The organism is Thalassolituus sp. LLYu03, from assembly GCF_050507655.1.
Lineage (GTDB): Bacteria > Pseudomonadota > Gammaproteobacteria > Pseudomonadales > Oceanobacteraceae > Venatoribacter.
Map to the genome: position 1 here is coordinate 1362874 of NZ_CP191496.1, position 19756 is coordinate 1382629.

Annotated in this window: 14 protein-coding genes and 3 tRNA genes; 12 read left to right on the forward strand and 5 right to left on the reverse strand. The window is 56.2% G+C overall.

Annotated features, from left to right (window positions below):
• Positions 1 to 92: 92 nt before the first annotated feature.
• The 7 genes from ACQUQU_RS06190 (at position 93) to ACQUQU_RS06220 (ending at position 3418) form a co-directional block, all read left to right on the forward strand.
• Positions 93 to 168: transfer RNA gene (locus tag ACQUQU_RS06190), tRNA-Ala, on the forward strand.
• A 20-nt stretch (positions 169 to 188) separates the two neighbouring features.
• Positions 189 to 264: transfer RNA gene (locus ACQUQU_RS06195), tRNA-Glu, on the forward strand.
• Positions 265 to 298: 34 nt separating this feature from the next.
• Positions 299 to 374, forward strand: a tRNA-Ala gene (locus tag ACQUQU_RS06200).
• A gap of 110 nt (positions 375 to 484) precedes the next feature.
• The gene (locus tag ACQUQU_RS06205) at positions 485 to 1045 is read left to right on the forward strand and encodes a KdsC family phosphatase (RefSeq protein WP_430462379.1); all 561 of its coding nucleotides are present in this window, start codon (positions 485 to 487) and stop codon (positions 1043 to 1045) included.
• The gene (locus ACQUQU_RS06210; protein ID WP_430462380.1) at positions 1042 to 2049 is read left to right on the forward strand and encodes an NAD-dependent epimerase; all 1008 of its coding nucleotides are present in this window, start codon (positions 1042 to 1044) and stop codon (positions 2047 to 2049) included. Before ACQUQU_RS06205 ends, ACQUQU_RS06210 begins: the two co-directional genes overlap by 4 nt.
• Position 2050: 1 nt before the next feature.
• Positions 2051 to 2815, forward strand: a complete 765-nt coding sequence (gene kdsB / locus ACQUQU_RS06215; protein ID WP_430462381.1) for a 3-deoxy-manno-octulosonate cytidylyltransferase — start codon at positions 2051 to 2053, stop codon at positions 2813 to 2815.
• Positions 2816 to 3001: 186 nt separating this feature from the next.
• Positions 3002 to 3418: a DUF3429 domain-containing protein gene (locus tag ACQUQU_RS06220; RefSeq protein ID WP_430462382.1), complete on the forward strand. Its 417-nt coding sequence runs from the start codon at positions 3002 to 3004 to the stop codon at positions 3416 to 3418.
• Between the two features lie 102 nt (positions 3419 to 3520).
• On the opposite strand, the gene ACQUQU_RS06225 is transcribed toward ACQUQU_RS06220, so the two are convergent.
• The 3 genes from ACQUQU_RS06225 to purB all read right to left on the reverse strand — a co-directional run bounded on the left by ACQUQU_RS06225 (position 3521) and on the right by purB (position 7029).
• Positions 3521 to 4435: a GNAT family N-acetyltransferase gene (locus tag ACQUQU_RS06225; RefSeq protein ID WP_430462383.1), complete on the reverse strand. Its 915-nt coding sequence runs from the start codon at positions 4433 to 4435 to the stop codon at positions 3521 to 3523.
• On the reverse strand, positions 4425 to 5594 hold the full coding sequence (locus ACQUQU_RS06230; RefSeq protein ID WP_430462384.1) for a cupin domain-containing protein: 1170 nt from the start codon (positions 5592 to 5594) through the stop codon (positions 4425 to 4427). Before ACQUQU_RS06230 ends, ACQUQU_RS06225 begins: the two co-directional genes overlap by 11 nt.
• 70 nt (positions 5595 to 5664) lie before the next feature.
• Entirely contained in the window at positions 5665 to 7029 is a 1365-nt protein-coding gene (purB, locus tag ACQUQU_RS06235; RefSeq protein ID WP_430463018.1) for an adenylosuccinate lyase, read from the reverse strand.
• A gap of 211 nt (positions 7030 to 7240) precedes the next feature.
• On the opposite strand from purB, the gene ACQUQU_RS06240 reads away from it, so the two are divergent.
• The gene (locus ACQUQU_RS06240) at positions 7241 to 7801 is read left to right on the forward strand and encodes a DedA family protein (RefSeq protein ID WP_430462385.1); all 561 of its coding nucleotides are present in this window, start codon (positions 7241 to 7243) and stop codon (positions 7799 to 7801) included.
• Between the two features lie 135 nt (positions 7802 to 7936).
• Here ACQUQU_RS06240 and ACQUQU_RS06245 read toward each other — a convergent pair whose 3' ends face one another.
• Entirely contained in the window at positions 7937 to 8773 is an 837-nt protein-coding gene (locus ACQUQU_RS06245; protein ID WP_430462386.1) for a 6-carboxytetrahydropterin synthase, read from the reverse strand.
• Between the two features lie 212 nt (positions 8774 to 8985).
• Here ACQUQU_RS06245 and ACQUQU_RS06250 point away from each other — a divergent pair, with 212 nt between their 5' ends.
• Positions 8986 to 11931: a hypothetical protein gene (locus ACQUQU_RS06250; RefSeq protein WP_430462387.1), complete on the forward strand. Its 2946-nt coding sequence runs from the start codon at positions 8986 to 8988 to the stop codon at positions 11929 to 11931.
• A gap of 185 nt (positions 11932 to 12116) precedes the next feature.
• Here the strand turns inward: ACQUQU_RS06250 and ACQUQU_RS06255 are convergent, their stop codons facing one another.
• Positions 12117 to 13061 carry a nucleoside recognition family protein gene (locus ACQUQU_RS06255; RefSeq protein WP_430462388.1) on the reverse strand — a complete coding sequence of 315 codons (945 nt, stop codon included), beginning with the start codon at positions 13059 to 13061 and terminating at the stop codon, positions 12117 to 12119.
• A 278-nt stretch (positions 13062 to 13339) separates the two neighbouring features.
• Between ACQUQU_RS06255 and ACQUQU_RS06260 the strand changes: the two genes are divergently transcribed.
• From ACQUQU_RS06260 to ACQUQU_RS06270, 3 genes are all read left to right on the forward strand, one after another.
• Positions 13340 to 15517, forward strand: coding sequence for a malate synthase G (locus tag ACQUQU_RS06260; RefSeq protein WP_430462389.1), 2178 nt, complete (start codon positions 13340 to 13342; stop codon positions 15515 to 15517).
• 133 nt (positions 15518 to 15650) lie between these two features.
• Positions 15651 to 18731: a hypothetical protein gene (locus tag ACQUQU_RS06265; RefSeq protein ID WP_430462390.1), complete on the forward strand. Its 3081-nt coding sequence runs from the start codon at positions 15651 to 15653 to the stop codon at positions 18729 to 18731.
• The gene (locus tag ACQUQU_RS06270; protein WP_430462391.1) at positions 18732 to 19754 is read left to right on the forward strand and encodes a hypothetical protein; all 1023 of its coding nucleotides are present in this window, start codon (positions 18732 to 18734) and stop codon (positions 19752 to 19754) included.
• The last annotated feature ends 2 nt before the right edge of the window (positions 19755 to 19756 follow it).

Genomic DNA, 19756 nt, shown 5'->3' on the forward strand with positions numbered 1-19756 from the left:
GATTGTCGCTAAGTTATTGTTTCAGAAAAATATTTCGAGCAGTTGTTGACAGGCGGCAGGGTCGACATTAATATGCGCGCACGTTTTGAGACGGGGCCTTAGCTCAGCTGGGAGAGCGCAACACTGGCAGTGTTGAGGTCAGCGGTTCGATCCCGCTAGGCTCCACCAAACTCAAACTCATCCTTAGTGTCCCATTCGTCTAGAGGCCTAGGACACCGCCCTTTCACGGCGGTAACAGGGGTTCGAATCCCCTATGGGATGCCATCTCAGGTTCGACGGTTCGCCGTTGAATACCTTCGGGGCCTTAGCTCAGCTGGGAGAGCGCAACACTGGCAGTGTTGAGGTCAGCGGTTCGATCCCGCTAGGCTCCACCAAATTTCCTTCCGTTCTGTATCTTTGATTTGTGCATCGCAGCACGTCTGCTGTCATAACATTTGTGGTCTGAAACAGTTACAATAACCGAGAGTTTTTGTGGGGTTTTGCCATGGTTCATTTGCCCAACGTAATCAAAGAAAAAGCGCGCGCCGTTAAGCTGGTCGTATTCGACGTGGACGGTGTACTGACTGACGGTACGCTGGTGTATTCCGCCGACGGCGAGCAGGTTAAACATTTCAATGTGAAAGATGGTGTTGGTATCAAGTTACTGCAGACCTACGATGTGGTAACCGCCATTATTTCCGCAAAAGATTCTGCCCCTCTGGCACGTCGTGCCAAAGATCTGGGCATTCAGCATTTCTTTCCCGGTATCAAAGATAAATGGGAAAAACTCTCTGCCTTAATGGATGAACTCTGGCTGGAGCCGGACGATGTCTGTTACGTCGGTGATGACGTTATCGATCTGAAGGTAATGAAAAAAGTCGGGCTGAGCATTGCGCCGGCGGACGCGTTCTGGATGGTAAAAGACTACGCCGACCTGATCACGGAAGTGCCGGGTGGAAAAGGGGTCGCCCGCGAAGTGGCGGATATTATTTTAGGCAGCCGGATGCCGCTCGAAGAGGCTTATATCAAAGCCATGTTGCCTGAATTTGAGGAAACCAAAGCATGAAAATCCTGGTGACCGGCGCCGCCGGTTTTATTGGTTCATTCACCAGCAAGCAATTCATCGAACAGGGTCATGAGGTTGTTGGTATCGACAATCTGAATGACTATTACGATGTGAATTTAAAACACGGCCGTCTGGCCTGGCTGAATCAACTGCAGGGTTTTACCTTTAAGCAGGTTGAACTGTCCGACCGTGATGCCGTTAATGCGGTTTTTGCCGAGCATACATTTGACCGCGTAGTGCATCTGGCGGCACAGGCCGGCGTGCGCTATTCCATTACCAATCCGCATGCCTATGTCGACAGTAACCTGATTGGTTTTGTGAACATGCTGGAAGCCTGTCGTCACAATAAAGTCGCGCATCTGGTCTACGCATCATCCAGCTCGGTTTACGGGTTGAATACCAAAATTCCGTACAGCACCTCCGACCGTGTCGATCATCCGGTTTCTCTGTACGCGGCGACCAAAAAATCCAATGAGCTGATGGCGCACACCTATTCGCATCTTTATGGTCTGCCAACCACAGGTCTGCGTTTCTTTACTGTGTACGGCCCTTGGGGTCGTCCGGACATGGCGTATTTCAGTTTTACCCGCGACATCCTTGAAGGTAAAACCATCAACGTCTACAACCACGGCAAAATGCGTCGTGACTTCACCTACATCGACGACATCGTTGAAGGTGTAACCCGTATCACGCAAAAAATTCCGCAGGGCGTTACTGGCTGGTCACCTGAATCCGGTGATTGCTCACGCAGTTCGGCGCCGTACAAAATTTATAATATCGGCAACCACAACAGTGTGGAGCTCGGCACCTTTATCGAAACCATAGAGAATGTGCTGGGTAAAAAGGCCGTGAAGAACTACATGGATATGCAGCCGGGTGACGTGCTGGCAACCTACGCCAACGTTGATGATCTGGTTGAGGATGTCGACTTTGCTCCGAACACTCCGCTGGCGGACGGTATCGAACGTTTTGCCCGCTGGTACCGCGATTTTTACAAGGTGTGAAATGGCTGACTACAAAATTGTAATTCCTGCCCGTTACGGCTCCAGCCGTCTGCCGGGTAAGCCGCTGATTAATCTGGCTGGCAAGCCCATGATTCAGCACGTGTACGAGCGTGCGCAGGCGACGGGTGTCAGTGAGATTGTGATTGCGACCGACGACGAGCGCATTCGTGCGGTGGCTGAAGGCTTCGGTGCTGAGGTGGTTATGACTTCGCCGGATCACGAAAACGGCACGGAGCGTATTGCTGAAGTGGCGCGCGTGAAAGGCTGGGCTGACGATGCTGTGATCGTGAATCTGCAGGGCGATGAGCCGCTGATTCCGCAAAGCCTGATTGAACTGACGGCCAAAGGACTGATTGACCATCCTGAGGCGGGCATGAGTTCTGTGTGTACGCCGCTGCAGCACGACGAAGATGCGTTTAATCCGAACGTGGTGAAGGTGGTTCTCGATCGTAACCAGTTTGCCATGTATTTCAGCCGGGCTTCGATTCCCTGGGATCGCGACACTTACAAAGTCAGCACTGAAAAAATGACCGCTAAAATGCCGGTGTTCCGTCATATTGGCATGTATGGCTACCGTGTTTCCTTCCTGAAGGAATACACCTCAATGGAGCCTTGTGTGCTGGAAACCACCGAGGCGCTGGAGCAGCTGCGTGCGCTCTGGTACGGCGTGAAAATTCACATGGCCGTGATTGCAGAAGCACCGGGCCATGGTGTTGATACCGAGGCCGATGTGGTTCGTGTAGAGGCGCTGCTGCGTGCGCTGTAAGCGCACGTTTTTGTTTGAATTCTGATCGTTCTGTGCCCGAAATGGCGGCTGTGTTCTGCAGTCGCTGTTTGGGGCAATACTTTTTTCCCTTTCTGTTCTATGTTATTCAAGGTAAGTTATTGAAATACTTACAGACTTGGCGCGCGTGCGCCCGGGTCTGCCAGCGCTGATGTAAGGAGTGCTCTGATGGCGATGTCAATTTCTGAGAAGTTGGGTTATGCGGGCTTGCTGCCTTTTATTGCGGCGGCGGTTGCCGTGGTGATGGGGGTTGAGCAGGGGGAGGCAATGTTCAAACTCTACTCGGTGCTGATTCTGGCGTTTATGTCGGGCGGTTGCTGGGGCGTAGAGCAGGCCAATCCGGATCAGATTGATGATATTCCGCTGGAGTTGTCGATCGGCACGTTTCTGTGGGGGATTCTGGCGTATTTCTTACCAACCAACGTGGCTGTGCTGATGTTTATGGTGGGCTTCTGGCTGCTGTTGTGGACGGAAACCAATCCGATCTTCAAGCGCGCTTATGCTGAGTCCTACAAACGTCTGCGCAATGTTCTGACCGGTGCTGTGACTCTGGTGTGTGTGGTGGTATTTATCGCTGTTCACTGATCCACTCGCTGTCGTAAACAGTGCCAATAAAAAAGCCCGCATAAGCGGGCTTTTTTGTTCTGAGCTTCTTTGTTCTGCGCTTCCTGCATCGCGGAGGTGTGCTCAGATTTTCAGGCGCTGAGCTTCCTTGCACGTCTGTGCGGTGCGCCACAGGTCGTGATATTGCTCCAGCAGCCGGGCGACTCTTGGCCGGTCGTTGAGGCTGGCAACCACTTGATGGCGTTGCGCTTCAATCCAGCAATAGGGCGTCATCAGAATCAGGTTGTCGCGGATACCACCGTGAACTTTCAGCTGAATGCGACTGCTCATACGTTGCTGCAGCTGAATTAAGCGGTGGTCGGCAATGCCCGCATATTCGTTGGCAATCAGCAGGCGCACGGAGCGCTGCCGCGCTTCACGTAAATACCTGTTTATACAGCTCAGGGTCGAGGTATCAGACCAGATAGGCAGGGCCAGGTCGTGAATCGCGATCTCGAGGGTGCGCGGTGCGCTCTGACAGCCGATCTGCAGCAGACTTTCGGCAGCACCACTGGCCGGCTCAAACACGTAGCGCGCGCTGTCGCGGCCCGGTACCAGAATTTCGGAATCCTGGCTGCTGCGGCCCAGTACTTTATTCATCAGTACATGGGGAATGCCGGCGTCGATATTAAAGGACGCTTCCGGCGTAAAACCGTTGTCACGGTAGAACGCGAACGCGCGGGTTTGTACGTTGGCTTTCAGAATGCGGCCGTGGAATTCGCGCTGATAGTGGTTTTCGATAGCGCGTATCAGTAGGGTGCCGATCTTGTGGCGGCGGTACTCAGGTACAACCGCCATGCGCCCCAGCGTGCCGTTGGCCAGCAGGCGCGCGCAGCCCACCGGACGTTTGCCGTCACGCGCCAGAAAGTGCACGGCATCGGCATCGTCGCTGTCCCATTCCAGTGCCTCGGGAACTCCCTGTTCCTCGATAAACACCCGTTGTCGGATGGCCTTCAGCGCATCGCGCTGGGCATTCCAGTTGGTTACCTCAATCTCCATAATCGGCTTCCGGACTGTAGATCATATGACGCTGCCACAGTTCGGCTAACAGAGTGCGAGCCTGCTCGCTGCCAGCCAATTGTTGCAGCTCGACAGACTCATATTGGGCGTTATTCGCCAGATAGGCAACAAAGGCTTTATCGGACGCAGGCAGTGCCCAGCTGCGGCCAAAGGCGTAAAAGCGCACACTGTCGCCGGTTTCGCCGTAAGCGAAGCGGGCAAATTCGGATTTGCGCCAGTCGTCAGCCTGCGCCAGTTCTTCGCTGCACGCGTCCCAACCGGACTCATCGCGCGGCTCCGGCAGGTGTTCCGGATACTTAGGCTCGGTCATCAGTTTGCCGATGATCAGCTGCAGACGTTCTTCGTCGCTGAAGGCTTCGGTGAGCAGGTTCTTCAGGCGGACGGTGGCGTCGCTACCAATCAGGCCGGGTTCCGCTTGCGGGGCCAGATCGGGGTCGGCATAGCGCTGGTCGTCACGGCTGGAGGCAATGATTTCATCCAGTGCGCTTTGCGCCAGTTCCGACTGACTCGGAGCGCGGAAGCCGATGCTGTAGGTCATGCACTCGCCTTTGGCGATGCCGTAGTGCGCCAGTGCCGGCGGCAGGTAGAGCATGTCGCCCGGATTCAGCACCCAGCGCTCGCTTTCGTCGAAGTTATCGAGAATACGGATTTTCGGACCTTTCATAATCGGCGTGTTGTCGTCGCACATCTGCCCGACGCGCCATTCGCGCTGGCCTTCGGCCTGCAGCAGGAAAACATCGTACTGGTCGAAATGCGGACCAACCGAGCCGCCGTCGACGGCGTAGCTGATCATCAGGTCGTCGATGCGCCAGGACGGGATAAAGCGGAAGTGTTCCAGCAGGTCGGCGGCTTCCGGAATCCAGTGATCCACGGCCTGCACCAGCAGGGTCCATTTATCCGCCGGCAACGCCTGGTAATCCTCTTCACAGAACGGACCTTTGCGGATCGACCACGGGCCGTCCTGACCGTTTTCTTCGACGATACGCGATTCAATTTCTTCTTCGAGGCTGAGTCCGGCCAGCTCCTGAGCGCTGAGCAGGGGTTCAAAACCCGGAATGGCGTTACGGATCAGCACCGGCTTTTTATGCCAGTAATCGCGCAGGAATTCTTCGACGGTAAGATGACCAAGCACGTGCATAGGAATCACTCAGAAGTTGGGTACAAAAACAAAAAAGCCTCCCGCAGGAGGCTTTTCATTGTAAAGGCGATTAAACCTTCTTCGCCTGATCTGCGGCATTACCAATGTAGGTTGCCGGGGTCATGGCGTTCAGTTCGTCTTTGGCAGCCTGCGGCAGTTCCAGAGAAGCAATGAATTCAATCATGGCGTCTTTGGTGATGGCTTTGCCGCGGGTGAAGGCTTTCAGTTTCTCGTATGGCTGTTCGATGCCGTAACGACGCATCACGGTCTGTACCGGCTCGGCCAGCACTTCCCAGGCGTTGTTCAGATCGTCGCCCAGACGCGCTTCGTTCACCTGCAGTTTGCTGATGCCTTTCAGGGTGGCCTGATAAGCGATCAGGCTGTAACCCAGACCTACGCCCATGTTACGCAGTACGGTAGAGTCGGTCAGGTCACGTTGCCAGCGGGAGATTGGCAGCTTCTGCGCCATGTGAGTCATCACAGCGTTGGCCAGACCCAGGTTGCCTTCGGAGTTTTCGAAGTCGATCGGGTTTACCTTGTGCGGCATGGTGGACGAGCCCACTTCGCCGGCAATGGTGCGTTGCTTGAAGTAACCGTTGGAAATGTATGCCCAGATATCGCGGTCGAAGTCGATCAGGATGGTGTTGAAACGGGCGTAAGCATCGAACAGCTCAGCGATGTAATCGTGCGGCTCGATCTGGGTGGTGTACGGGTTGAAGGTCAGGCCCAGAGAGGTCACGAAGGCTTCGGCGTTGGCTTCCCAGTCGATGGCCGGGTAAGCAGAAATGTGCGCGTTGTAGTTACCCACGGCGCCGTTGATTTTGCCCAGCAGTTCGACGGCCTTGATCTGTTTGATCTGACGCTCAAGACGCGCCACCACGTTGGCCATTTCTTTGCCCAGTGTGGTTGGCGAAGCGGTCTGGCCGTGGGTACGCGACAGCATCGGCAGAGCGGCATAGTCGTGCGCCAGCTTGCGGATCTCGTCGGCGATGTTCTGCATCACAGGCACCATCACGTCACGGCCGGCTTTCAGCATCAGACCGTGGGACAGGTTGTTGATGTCTTCGGAGGTGCAGGCGAAATGCACGAATTCATTCACCGCCATCAGCTCGTCGTTGCCGGCAAACTTCTCTTTGATGAAGTATTCAACGGCTTTTACGTCGTGGTTGGTGGTGGCTTCAATCTTTTTGATGCGCAGGGCATCTTCTTCGCTGAAGTCGGCAACAATGCTGTCCAGCACGGCGTTGGCCGCGGCGGAGAAGGCCGGCACTTCGGCGATGGCTTCGTGGGCAGCCAGACGTTGCAGCCAACGGATTTCCACTTCCACACGGGCACGGATAAGGCCGAACTCGGAGAAAACAGGACGCAGATCGGTGGTTTTGCTGCCGTAACGGCCATCAATCGGGGAGATGGCGGACAGGGCAGACAGCGCCATTGGGTTCTGTGTGGACATAGCAGCTCTCAACAGACGATGAATGGTGTGAATTTTAAGGCGCGCAATTCTACCGGATTTTTTCCGATAACTCAGCCCTGCAGCCGATTTAAGCCAGAATCAGACGTTTTACTCCGGCGCTAAGCCGTTGTTTTGTCATCGGACTGTCATATGTGGCGCAGTAGACTGCCCGCCATTTGGTCTGGCGGTGAGTATGCTCGAGTCTCTGTTGTCCTATTCAGACAGTCCGGTCTGGCTGGTGTTGGTGGTGATTGTTTCAACCTTCATGTTGGAGGATCTGGCCATTATCGGGGCGGGTCTGCTGGCCGCCAGTGGCCGCATGGCGCCGGAACTGGCCTTTGCTGCAACGTGCAGCGGCATGTTCATCGGCGATACCGCACTTTATCTGGCCGGTCGCCTGGCGCATGTCTGGCCCTGGCTGGCGCGCCATTGTCAGCACGAGCTGATTTCGCGCCAGATCAGCCCGTTGCGGCAGGCACCCTGGCACCAGTTGGCGCTGATCCGCTGCATGCCGGGCCTGCGCACGTTCGGCTACATCGCCTGCGGCATTGCCCGGGTGCCGGGCAGCGTTTTTACGCTGGCCAATGTGCTGTCGATTCTGGCCTGGGCTGCGCTGTTGTTTGGTGTGTCGTTTACGCTGGGGCGGCAATACGCCGAGCAGGTGCATGAATGGCTGTGGTGGCTGTTGCCGATTGCCTTGCTGGTGTTTATTTTTGGCCAGAAGCGTCTGCGCAGTCGTATGGAAATGGCCTGATGCGTCAGTTGCTGCTTTGTGTGTGAGCAGGCTGGCAGAACGTACCCAATAAAAAAGCCGGTGATCACCGGCTTTTTTATTGGGCGTGAATGGCTTTATTTCAGAGCTGGCCCTGTTTAAGAGGCTGGTCCTGTGTCAGAGACTGGCCATGGCGCCTTTGTTCACGCCTTCAAAGGCTTTCACAGTCACGTCATCGTTGACGTGGGTCTGCTTGATCACGCGGGCCAGATGTTGAGCGATAAACTCGACCGTGGTGTCGGTGTTCATCATGTAGCAATGGCTTTTCGGCAGTGACAGGGAGAATTCACCCTGCATCGCCTGGTAGCGGAAGCCGTAAGAGTTGCCGTCGTCGCTGACCAGGTCTTCTTCGCTGCCGAGGTAAATATCCTGCCAGCGTTCCGCCCATTCCTGTTCCAGATCTGCGTCACGACTGCCATTGAGGTAAACCTTCAGCCGGGAGCGGTGGCCGTGGGCGATGCGCTGGCAGTTGCCGTTGTGCTTCTTCAGGCCGTGGCTGTAGTGGTAGAAGGCGCCTTCGATGTCTTCCGCGGTGAAGGTCAGGGTCAGTTGTTCAACGTTGACCGGGAAATGTTCGCGCAGCTGTTCGCGGCACCAGCGGGCGGTGGTGTCTTCGGTAATGACTTTGGCGTCGACCAGTGCCACCGCCTGACGCGGGGCCTGCATTTGGATCTCGCCGCCACCGGTCAGGCGCCAGATCAGGTTGATACGGTCGCCATCAACGCTCAGGGTGAGGGCGTCGGATTGCACCGGTACCAGCAGGCGGTGGTCGACGTCGTCGTCGAGCCAGTTGCGCAGGGTTTTCTTCACCACGCCGAAGTCGCACACCATGCCCTGATCGTCGAGGGCGCCGTCGAGCAGGGCAGAAGCCCACCAGGTTTCTCCCACGATGCCGCGCACGGGATCGAGGTAACTGAAGTCGACGTTGGTTAACTGGTCTACGAAAAGCTGCATGGTGGTCCGGCGGAATAACAAAAGGTGCCGGATTTTACCGGAAACCGCGCTGAGCGTCACAGGAATTCCCGCGGGAACCCTTGTCAGTTGTGGCAGTCTATTGCACTTCCTTACGGCAGCATGACTATCGCGCAGGGTAAAGCCTGTTATGATAAGCGCCATTTTTATTCGGGCAGTGGCCCGCGCCCGCATCTGAGAGTGATTGTTTCTTTATGGCAACCCGCACACATCTGACCGCGTCTTTGCTGATTCCTGTTGTACTCACCGGCCTGATGAGCGCCTGCAGCAGCGGATCGAATTCGTCTTCCACCGTGTCTGTGAACGTACAGGCCGGACAAGAAGACATCGAGTACGGCATCGTCCGTTCTGTCGCCATTACCGAAGGCGGACAGCCATCGGAAGATGCGGATGGCCGCTATGTGCGCTCCGAATACGTCACCGATGACGAAGGTCTGATCAAGGCGACCATCGCCAGCGTTGAAATTCAGCTGTTCGAGCTGATTGGCCGTGTTGAAGATGAAGACACGGAATCGGAGCCGACCACGGTCCGTTGTCAATGGGTGGCGGGCTGTTCAGCCTCTGGCACCGATTACAGCTTTGGCACCGATGTCGCGCGGATCGACGGTCTGGGCTGGCGCTCCGTGGTGTACGCTGCGTCCAAGGGCGAGACCGTACGCGTAACGCCGCTGACCGATCTGGTGACCCAGCTGGCCTATGACTACGTTTACACCGAAAGTGCCGACACGCCGGAATGGACCGAAACCGGTTACTACTCCGCCTACTCGGTGGAGCAGGCGGTATCTCAGGTTTCCGGGGTGTTCGACATCACCAGCGTGCAGAGTGCAGAGCCTGCGGATCTGACGCAGATCAGCGCCTACCGCAAAGTGTCGGCCGGTGCGCAGGACAGCATCCGCTACGGTGCGTTAATTGCTGCCTGGAATCATCTGGCTGAAACCTATGGCGATGGCTTTACCGCGGCCGTATCGACCGAGTTTTCGGCCGACAAAGGCCAGATGCTGGAAAAGAGCAATACGGTCACACGCGTGCTGACCCTTACCGACCTGTATCAGGCGGCGATTGATAACCTGAATGCGCTGACCATCGCCAACGACGCGGTGCACCAGAACGTAACGGCGGTGGTCACCGGTCTGGAAGCCGATATCGCGGCCTTTGCGGATGACACCTTTACCACCACCACGCCAGCGACTCTGGTCAGCCTGTTTGGTCAGGATGATTACGATGATTTCGTGCTCGGTATCAAGCGCACCAAGGCGTTCATTGATGTGATGCGCGAGTATCAGGACACCTTCTTTGAAGACGGCTACAAAGATCAGCTCGACGAATACGTTGACCTGATCAAGCAGATTGGCGACAAACACGCCGACAATCTGGATGCCGTGGTACAGGCCTTTATCGACACCGAGAAACTGTACTCGGCAACCGTGCTTGGCAGCACTGGCCAGTGCGCCGATTACACGTCCTACACCTGGGTATCGGCCTGCAGCTACGACAGCAGCACGCTGACCATGACCCTCAATTCGGGTGACATCAGTGTTAAGCAGATGGTGGCGGACGTGAACACCACCGACGACGATGATACGCCCACCAGTTCCCACGCCATCGATGTGCTGATTACCGGCACCTACACTCAGGGCGATCTGAAGTTTGTTGTCGATCAGGTGTACGAAGACGATGATCCGAAGAACGACATCACCTCAAGCTCGGGTGTGCGCGTGTATTTCACCGACGAGGTGAGCACGCTGGATGATCCGGCCGACAACGAGGTGATTGGCTATGAAATCCGCTGGTCTGATTTCCAGCTGACGGATACCTCAGGCACCTCAACCACCAGTGATGACATCACGGTTGGCGAAGTGACCGGCAGCTTCCGTCTGTTCCTGCGTGGTGTGCGTGACCCGCTGAATGACGCCTCCGACCTGCATTTCAACATCGATACCGCTGTGCTGAACGGCCGCATTTCCGATGTGATTGGTGACGAAGATGACGACGACGTGGATTATTCCACCGTGTACATCGCGGGCTCTGCCGCCAATGCGTCCGACTACTATCCGGAAAAAGAGTTTGCCTCGTTCAACGGCTTCTTTACGCCGAACGCCACGAGCGGTTTCACCAAAGGCGATACCCTGTCTGATCTGCTGACCTACAAAACCGGTGAAGAAACCGTGAGTGGTCAGGATGTGCAATATCTGGACGTGTATCTGCTGGCTAATGGTGAAGCGATTGACGGTTCCCGTCGTTACCGCTTCTACCCAACGGTTGAGCGCGAAGATTCGTACGACATCGACAATGACGATGACACCGACGAGCTGATCTCAACCCACGATCTGGAAATCTGTGATCTGGCCTACGACGGCAGCAACTGGTCGGTCGATACCTGCGATCCGAAGCAGCGTCTGTACACCGCCCGTGATTTCCAGCTGGCGATCAACGATCTGTGGGAAGCCGGTGCGTTCTCGCGCATTACCGTGCCGGGCCGTGGTACCTACTTTGTGACCTGGCCGGTGAATGCGGCCGACAGCGACGGCTGTCTGACCCTGCAGGATCTGAACACGTCCGCTACCAGTATGGACGGTGTGCTCTACGATCCTATGGTGCTGGGCCTGACCTCGGCGCGCATCACCAGCGAAGTGCTGATTGATAACGAGCCGTCCACGCTGTTTGACATGGCGGTGACCGCCGAAACCTCCGAACGCTACAGTCTGAGTGCCGGTTTGTCGCACGATTATTCCGGCATCACCAGCAGTGATGTGTATCTGGGTACCGGCTCGAATCTGGATCGCATTATTTTGTCGTACGATACCGACTCATCGTTTGAAACCACCGGCAGTCTGGCGATGTACAAAGACGGTGTGTCCCTGTCGCTGGATGATGGCACGACCTCAAAGGTCGACAGTCTGCTCACCGCTTACATGAATCAGACTTACAACCTGTCGGCGTTGCCGTACAAGTACATCACAGGCGACGATGGCACCTACGAACTGTGCGTCACCGACAACAACGCCGAAGTGACTAAGACCACGTCGCTGGACGACGCTGTGTTCTATCTGAACTTCCGCGATGTGGTGTACGGCCGCATCAAGAAAGAAAGCGGCGTGTGGATCATCCGCTACATCGATGGCAGCTTTGAAACGCTGTGATCAGATGGGGTGAATACACCAAATAAAAAAGCGGCTACGGCCGCTTTTTTATTGGTTTTCTGACGACTTATTGGTTTTCTGATGAATCTTCTGGCGAGCTTTCTTACGGGTGTTCATTGGATTTTTTACGAATGTGCGGTGGCTTCCAGCGCCGTGTATCACGTCCTGCCGAGGCTGCGATAGCCTTAACTGAACAGGCTGTAATGCAACAGGGTTCGAACAGCAATTCCGATTAAGGCGGCCAGCACGGCGGGTTTTACCACGTCGGCCACCTGTTTTCCGGCGGATATCAGAATCGCTACGCCGGCGACGTCCAGCGGGCAGATCAGCAGCCCGGCCAGCAGATTAATGTCATTGGTGGTCATGGCGCCGATGGCGGATTGCTCCATGGCGATCCCCATCATGGCGGTACCGCCTGCCACGTATTTGGTCAGCATCAGCAGCAGGGTCTGCGGCGGCAGGCCCGCTGCGCTGAGCAGGGGGCTGATCAGGGTTTCCAGCCAGTCGACGGCGCCGGTCAGGCGGAACAGGTTGACCGCAACCAGAGCGACCACCAGTAAGGGCAGGGCACCGAGTGCAATGTCCCAGGCGTCTTTGCCGGCGGAGCGAATCACCAGCAGCAGATTGGGACGGTTATTACCCGCATCCGGCAGCAGCTCGGTGTCTTCCGGTTGGGTGGCATCCGCACTGAGCGAGCGCCCGAATCCGTACCAGCAACAGGCGGCGGCGATTAAACCACCGAGCAGTGCGATGCCGAGCGTCAGCGGAACATCGAGTCCGGTCGCCGCCATCGGAAACACCACGTTGGCCTGCGCCATGGCCAGCACCATGGCCAGTGTTGCTGCAATGTGGCGCGCGGACGAACCGTTGCGCGCCATGATGGCCAGCGTGGCGATTGGCGCGGCGAAACTCACCATCGACACCTGAATCAGCGCAAATACCCCAAGGCCGGTCAGGCCGAATGGCACTAAAAGTGGTGCGGTAACGCGAACAACGCGGTTAAGCCAGCCGCGGCTGTCGAGCCAGTGCATGATGCTGAGCATGACGATCATCACTGGCAACAAGATCAGGAACGCGAGTTCAACCGCAGAGCGGCCGGATGACAATATGGTGGTGGCGATCTGATCCATGTGGGGTTCCGGAAAGCAGGGTGCAGAGAGGAATATTCAGCCGCTCACTCTAGCAGAGCGCTGTTGATGGGTCTGTTGGTATTATTACTTTTATACCGTTACCTTTTGGTGCTTGTATTTATTTTGGTGATGTGGGGTATCAGCAATATTTCATTCTGGTGATATGGGCGCTGCGGTATACTTCCGCGACTTTTTGTCTGCTCCGGGTGTTTGCAGGGGCAGTGCAGTGGTTTCAGGCATCCGGCAAGGGTGTGAACTTACATTATCGAGGCTGAATAATGACAGGATACGTTCAGAAGGGTGGCATTAAAGTCGCCCAGGCGCTGTACGATTTCGTAAACGAGAAGGCGATTCCGGGTACCGGTATCGATGCAGAAAAGTTCTGGGCTGAGTTTGACGTTCTGGTCAACGAACTGGCGCCTAAGAACAAAGCTCTGCTGGCCAAGCGTGACGATTTCCAGGCGAAAATCGATGCTTACCACACTGAGCGTAAAGGTCAGCCACACAACGCGGCCGAATACAAAGCCTTCCTGCAGGAAATCGGCTATCTGGTTGCTGAAGGCGAAGCCTTCCAGGCCACCACTGCCAGCGTAGAACCTGAAATCGCCACCATGGCCGGCCCGCAGCTGGTTGTGCCAGTGATGAACGCCCGTTTTGCCCTGAACGCAGCCAACGCCCGTTGGGGTTCTCTGTACGATGCTCTGTACGGTACCAACGTGATCTCTGAAGAAGGCGGCGCCGAAAAAGGCACTGGCTACAACAAAGTCCGTGGCGACAAAGTAATCGCCTGGGCCCGTGACTTCCTGAACGAAGCGGCTCCGCTGATGTCCGGTTCTCACGTTGACAGCACCAAGTACGCCATCGAAGAAGGCAAACTGGTTGTTACCCTGAAAGACGGTTCTGTTACCACCCTGAAAAACGCCTCTCAGCTGGTTGGTTTCAACGGTACCGCTGCTGCGCCGGTTGCTGTTCTGCTGAAAAACAACGGCCTGCACTTTGAAATCCAGATCGACGCGTCCAGCCCGATCGGTTCTACCGATGCCGCTGGCGTGAAAGACGTTCTGATGGAAGCGGCTCTGACCACCATCATGGACTGTGAAGACTCCGTTGCTGCCGTTGACGCTGCTGACAAAGTGGTAACCTACGGCAACTGGCTGGGCCTGATGAAAGGTGACCTGGCTGAGTCTGTGAGCAAAGGTGGCAAGACCTTTACCCGTACCATGAACGCAGACCGCGAATACGTGGGCCTGAACGGCGAGACCATCAAGCTGAAAGGTCGCTCCATGCTGTTCATCCGTAACGTGGGTCACCTGATGACCAACCCGGCAATTCTGCTGGCCGACGGCAGCGAAGTACCGGAAGGCATCATGGACGGTATGATCACCACGCTGATCGCCATCCACGACCTGAAAGGCAACTCGCCATTCCAGAACTCCACCGCGGGTTCCGTGAACATCGTTAAGCCAAAAATGCACGGTCCGGAAGAAGTGGCGTTCGCCAACGAACTGTTCGGCCGCATTGAAGACGCACTGGGTCTGCCACGCTTCACCATGAAGATGGGCATCATGGACGAAGAGCGTCGTACCACTGTGAACCTGAAAGAATGTATCCGTGCTGCGAAAGACCGTGTTGTGTTCATCAACACCGGCTTCCTCGACCGTACCGGTGACGAAATCCATACCTCCATGCTGGCTGGTGCGTTCGTTCCTAAGTCTGTTATGAAACAACAGACCTGGATCAACACCTACGAAAACTGGAACGTGGATGTGGGCCTGAAGTGTGGTCTGCAAGGCCGTGCCCAGATCGGTAAAGGCATGTGGGCAATTCCGGATGAGCTGGGCCAGATGATGGAACAGAAAATCGCTCACCCGAAAGCCGGTGCCAATACTGCTTGGGTTCCGTCTCCGACCGCCGCCACTCTGCACGCCGTTCACTACCACAAGGTCGACGTATTCGCTGTTCAGAACGAACTGAAAAACCGCGAACACGCCAAGCTGGACGGTATCCTGACTCTGCCGCTGATGACGGCAGAACAGGCCGCTGCGCTGACCGCCGAACAGATCCAGAAAGAACTGGATAACAACTGTCAGGGTATTCTGGGCTATGTGGTTCGTTGGGTTGATCAGGGCGTTGGTTGTTCCAAAGTACCTGACATCAACAACGTGGGCCTGATGGAAGACCGCGCAACTCTGCGTATTTCTTCCCAGCACGTGGCGAACTGGCTGGAACACGGCGTGTGCACCCGTGCACAGGTTGAAGACAGCCTGAAGCGCATGGCCGCTGTTGTTGACGGTCAGAACGCCTCTGACCCTCTGTACATCAAGATGGCACCGGGCTTCGATGGCATCGCCTTCCAGGCCGCTTCTGATCTGATCTTCAAAGGTAAAGAGCAGCCAAGTGGTTACACTGAGCCACTGCTGCACGCTTACCGTCTGAAGTTCAAAGCGTCCCGCTAAGACGTCAGAACACAAAAAAGCCCGGATTCTTCCGGGCTTTTTTGTGTAAGTTTTCTGTAAATGCCTTTCCTGTGATGTTTCACAGTAGCAGACGGGTTAGAATGCCCGGACCTCTGAAAACAGAAGAACAATAATGAAAATCTCTCCACTCGCTTTCGCGCTCCCGGCGCTGGGGTTGGTGCTGTCCGGCTGCAGCGGCAATGGCTCTTCCACCAGTCAGGTAACTGAAACCCTCAAATACGTGAATGGCTATATCGGCAGCAGCAACGTGCACAATGCGGTTGTTCAGGCCGTGCCGATTGATGTACAGGGGCAGCCGGAAACCGAGATCGACGACGACAATGTTGAGGTTTACGTCGGCAGTAAGGCGACCTCGACCGCAACGTCTTTCTATTCGGTTAAAGTCGATTCTGACGATCTGGGCGGACCGCTGACACTGATTACGCTGGCAAAAGATGACGATGCAACCACTCAGCGTTGTCAGATTGTGGCGGGTTGTGGCACCGATTGGGCGTACCGCGAAGAGGCGCCGGTGGCGGAAGATTTTGAGCTGCGTGCGTCCGTCGCCGAGTCCATGGACAACATGCGCATCAACGTGAACTGGGTGACCCATCTGGCCAGTGCGTTTGCCTACACCAGTTATATCGACAAGACCGACAACAGTGCGACGGATCTCGACGACCCGACCACGCCGCGCACCGGTGTTTACACTGCGTTCACCATCGAGCGGGCCAACGTCTGGATGGACCGTATGTTCGGTGTGGTGGATGTGGTTTCCAGCCGTGCGCTGGAGCCCGCTGATCTGTTCAACGACAGCAAACTGTCGGCGGCACTTCGTCCGGATGCCATTTATTACGGCGCCATCGTGGCGGCCGGGCAGGTACTGGCAAAGGCGGAAGGCATCGATGAAACCACCTGGGTTAACAATCTGGTGCACGATCTGCTGGTGAATCAGGGCCAGTTTTACCAGAAGGGCGGCTCGGGTACCTCGCTGTACGCTATTTATGAAGCGGCCTATCAGGTTCTGAGCGACAACAAAACCTTTATGGAAGGGCGCAGCTATGCGATTCCATCGGAAATCGGAGCGGTGCTGACCCGTCTCTCCGATCAGATGGCCGTGCTCGAAGATGGCGTGCTGACGTCGGTTTCAGTAACGGCTGACGAAGTGGATGACTGGCTGGATCGCATCAACAAAACCAAGGTGTTCGTGGCCGATCTGAATGAGCGCCTGCTGAACTGGAAGGGCGATGATCCCGACACCTGCGCCAGCGGTGCCGATCAGGATGACACCAGCTGTGTACACAGCTTTGTGGATCCGGCCTACGTCGCCAAAACAGTGGCTTACTACGACGGACTGGCGGACGTGTATGAGTCGGCCGCACCGGGCATGGAGGCGGCATTGCGCAGTCTGCGTGATCTGAGCCTGACCTACATCAGCTGTCTGAATACCGGCTGTGCGGGCGACAGTCACTACGATGCCGATGCTGAAACCTACACAGTAGCCGGTTCCGACAGCGATGATCCGCTGGTGTTCACCTATGAGGGGGTGGCAGTGGACGGTGTGACCGCGGATGAAGGCGAATTCTACGCCTTTGATATCATCCACAAAGGCACACTGACGGTGAGCTACACAGCGCCGGACACCAGTGCTCAGACGCTGAATCTGACCTTCCGTGATGTGAAAACGACCGAAGATGACGGCACGGAAACAACCGCCGTTCCGCGTCTGCGTATCGTGTACAACGAATCCTTTACCAAGCCGCCGGTGACTGCGGTAGACAACGGATCCGGCCAGCTGCTGGATATCAACAACAACAGCACCGCCGATGAAACCGAACCCTTGGGCTTCGACGTCAGCTGGCCTTACGCCAAGATTCCGCTGACCGTCGACGGCAATCAGCAAACCTTTGAGCTTTACGTTGCGGCGGCCATGCTCGGCGTGCGTGACCCGCTGGATGCAAACACCCTGTATCACTACAACCTGACGTCTGTGTCGTTCCAGATTCTGGCCGACGGCGCCGACGAAGGTAAGCTGCAGGAAGAGGGTGAAACGCTGACGCTGGGTGATAAAGCGGAACTGACCTTCACCACCAGTGTGACCAACTCCGCGAACTACTATGCCGATTCGGTGTGGCCTGAACTCGACGATTTCTTCCGTATCCGTGACGGCTACGAGGCCGGCGCGATTGAGCCTGACCTGTTTAAATACCTGATCAGAACCAATGAATCTGTGCTGTACGGCACCAAGACCAGTGGTTCAACCGTTACCGATGTGATGCGCACGGCCGATTACATCGAAGTTGAAATCAACGGCTACGGCATCAACCGGGTTGAGGTATTTGGTCAGGATGATGTGGGTGAGCCGGGTCTGCGCAAGTGCTCCGTGATTGAAGATGAAAGTGGCAACCGCTCGACCGAAACCTGTACCTCCGTCGTGACGACCGACGAGAAAATGACCATTCAGGAACTGGTCGACTCCGACAGCCTGGGGCTGTTCTCTATTCCGGCGCGCGGTGCCTACCGCCTGATGTTCCCGGAAGACAGCTCAGGCAACGCCATTCTCGATACCACAGGCACGGAAGTGACGCTGGACGGTCGTCTGGACGCCGTCTTTATGCAGGGGCTATCGGATATGAACCTGCGTATGGCGCACGAACTGGTCGAGTGTGCTGACGGTGCCAGCGACTGCTTTACCGAAGGCAATGATTCGTTCAGCCGCATTCCGGTGGCCATCGTCAACATCAGCCTGACCCGTGAAGCGAAGGATGAATGGGAAGTGGGCATTACCGCCGGCTACGACTACGACTATCTGGTCGACGTGTTGCCGACCGGTACCCGCGCACAGAGTCTTTATATGGCCTACGCCGTGGGTCAGGACAGCACTGGTAAAATTGGCTACGAAATTGCCGACCTCATCGTCTTCCGTGGCGGTGTCACTCTGTTCACCGGTAATGGCACTGATGGCGAAAGTGTCGGGGTCATTATTTCCGGTGAAGTAAATTACGACACTGAGTACACCGGAACTGAATCGCCTGCACCTGAGGCGGAGGGCTCCTGTGGTGTGGTCAACCGGAAAGAGGCCGTGGCCTTCGACTGTGAAGCCAAAGGGTATCTGTTCTTCCGCAACTCGCTGGTTGGTGTGATCCGCGAAGAGCGCGACGGCGTTTACGTTGTGCGCTTCAGCGATGGTCAGTTTATGGTGCTGGGGGGCTGATTGCGTAACCTGATTTCAGCGGTGCTGATGCTGCCGTTGTGCGCACAGGCAGCCGATAGAGTAGAAGCCGGATTTTCTGTGCACGGTTCCAGTGAACCGGTTTCGATCAGCGATATGGTCAGTGGCTGGGACGGTGCTTTTACTCCCGGCCGCTATGCCTACGCCGATGCCCGCATGGGGGCTGCGCTGACGCTCGATGACTGGACAGTGCGCATCGAGCGCCGCTGGTATTACTACTTCACCTTCAGTCGCGGCATGTCGGTTTTTTACCGCAATCAGGAACAGGGGCTGGATTCGGCATCCGATTACGACCTGTCGCTGGATGCGCTGGGCTTTTACGCTGAAGGCGGCGTGCTCAGCCATCCGCTGTCGTTTGCTGATGTTACGGTGACACCGTCGGTTGGTCTGTACCGGGTCTACGACTACCAGTTTGGTGAGCTGGACGGCGTATCGGCGGCGGGCAGCGATGTGTCGGCGTCCGCCACCCTTGATTACCATTTCAGTGAAGACAAAATTCTCGACTACCCGGTGGACGTACCCGCAGGCACCGGCTTCACCGCCGGTGTGGAGGTGGCTTTTACCGGACTTCGCGATTGGCAGATGTCGCTCACATTGAGTGATCTGCTCAACCGCTGGCAGTTACCGGATGCCGGATTCACTACCGGCTGTATTAACCTGGGCTCCAGCGCCGGAGAGGTCTGCTCCAGCAGTGGTGCGGCCAGCGGACGTTCGGGCACCGGAGACTATTCGACCCGGATTCCAGTGACGGTGGATGCTCAGGTTGTATACACGCCATACGCTGTCCGTGCTCAGGTTTATCAGCATGGTCTTTACCGCAGGCTCAGCGTGCAGAAAGACTGGCAGACCGGGGTAGGTGCCCTTGGGGTGTCGCTGCATTCGACCCATCAGCTGGGTCTGCACTGGCAGGGGCAGTTTGGGCGTCTGAGTCTTCTCAGCGACGATCAGCGTCTGCACTATGCCCGTGATCTGCAGCTGGACGCGGCGCTCAGCTGGTCCTGGTGATC

What these genes read in the sequence shown, in the direction of transcription:
- ACQUQU_RS06205 (WP_430462379.1), top strand. Translation starts at nt 485, where the DNA reads ATGGTTCATTTGCCCAACGTAATCAAAGAAAAAGCGCGCGCCGTTAAG.
- ACQUQU_RS06240 (WP_430462385.1), top strand. Translation starts at nt 7,241, where the DNA reads ATGCTCGAGTCTCTGTTGTCCTATTCAGACAGTCCGGTCTGGCTGGTG.
- ACQUQU_RS06245 (WP_430462386.1), bottom strand. Translation starts at nt 8,773, where the DNA reads ATGCAGCTTTTCGTAGACCAGTTAACCAACGTCGACTTCAGTTACCTC.
- ACQUQU_RS06220 (WP_430462382.1), top strand. Translation starts at nt 3,002, where the DNA reads ATGGCGATGTCAATTTCTGAGAAGTTGGGTTATGCGGGCTTGCTGCCT.
- kdsB (WP_430462381.1), top strand. Translation starts at nt 2,051, where the DNA reads ATGGCTGACTACAAAATTGTAATTCCTGCCCGTTACGGCTCCAGCCGT.
- ACQUQU_RS06255 (WP_430462388.1), bottom strand. Translation starts at nt 13,061, where the DNA reads ATGGATCAGATCGCCACCACCATATTGTCATCCGGCCGCTCTGCGGTT.
- ACQUQU_RS06230 (WP_430462384.1), bottom strand. Translation starts at nt 5,594, where the DNA reads ATGCACGTGCTTGGTCATCTTACCGTCGAAGAATTCCTGCGCGATTAC.
- purB (WP_430463018.1), bottom strand. Translation starts at nt 7,029, where the DNA reads ATGGCGCTGTCTGCCCTGTCCGCCATCTCCCCGATTGATGGCCGTTAC.
- ACQUQU_RS06210 (WP_430462380.1), top strand. Translation starts at nt 1,042, where the DNA reads ATGAAAATCCTGGTGACCGGCGCCGCCGGTTTTATTGGTTCATTCACC.
- ACQUQU_RS06225 (WP_430462383.1), bottom strand. Translation starts at nt 4,435, where the DNA reads ATGGAGATTGAGGTAACCAACTGGAATGCCCAGCGCGATGCGCTGAAG.
- ACQUQU_RS06250 (WP_430462387.1), top strand. Translation starts at nt 8,986, where the DNA reads ATGGCAACCCGCACACATCTGACCGCGTCTTTGCTGATTCCTGTTGTA.
- ACQUQU_RS06265 (WP_430462390.1), top strand. Translation starts at nt 15,651, where the DNA reads ATGAAAATCTCTCCACTCGCTTTCGCGCTCCCGGCGCTGGGGTTGGTG.
- ACQUQU_RS06260 (WP_430462389.1), top strand. Translation starts at nt 13,340, where the DNA reads ATGACAGGATACGTTCAGAAGGGTGGCATTAAAGTCGCCCAGGCGCTG.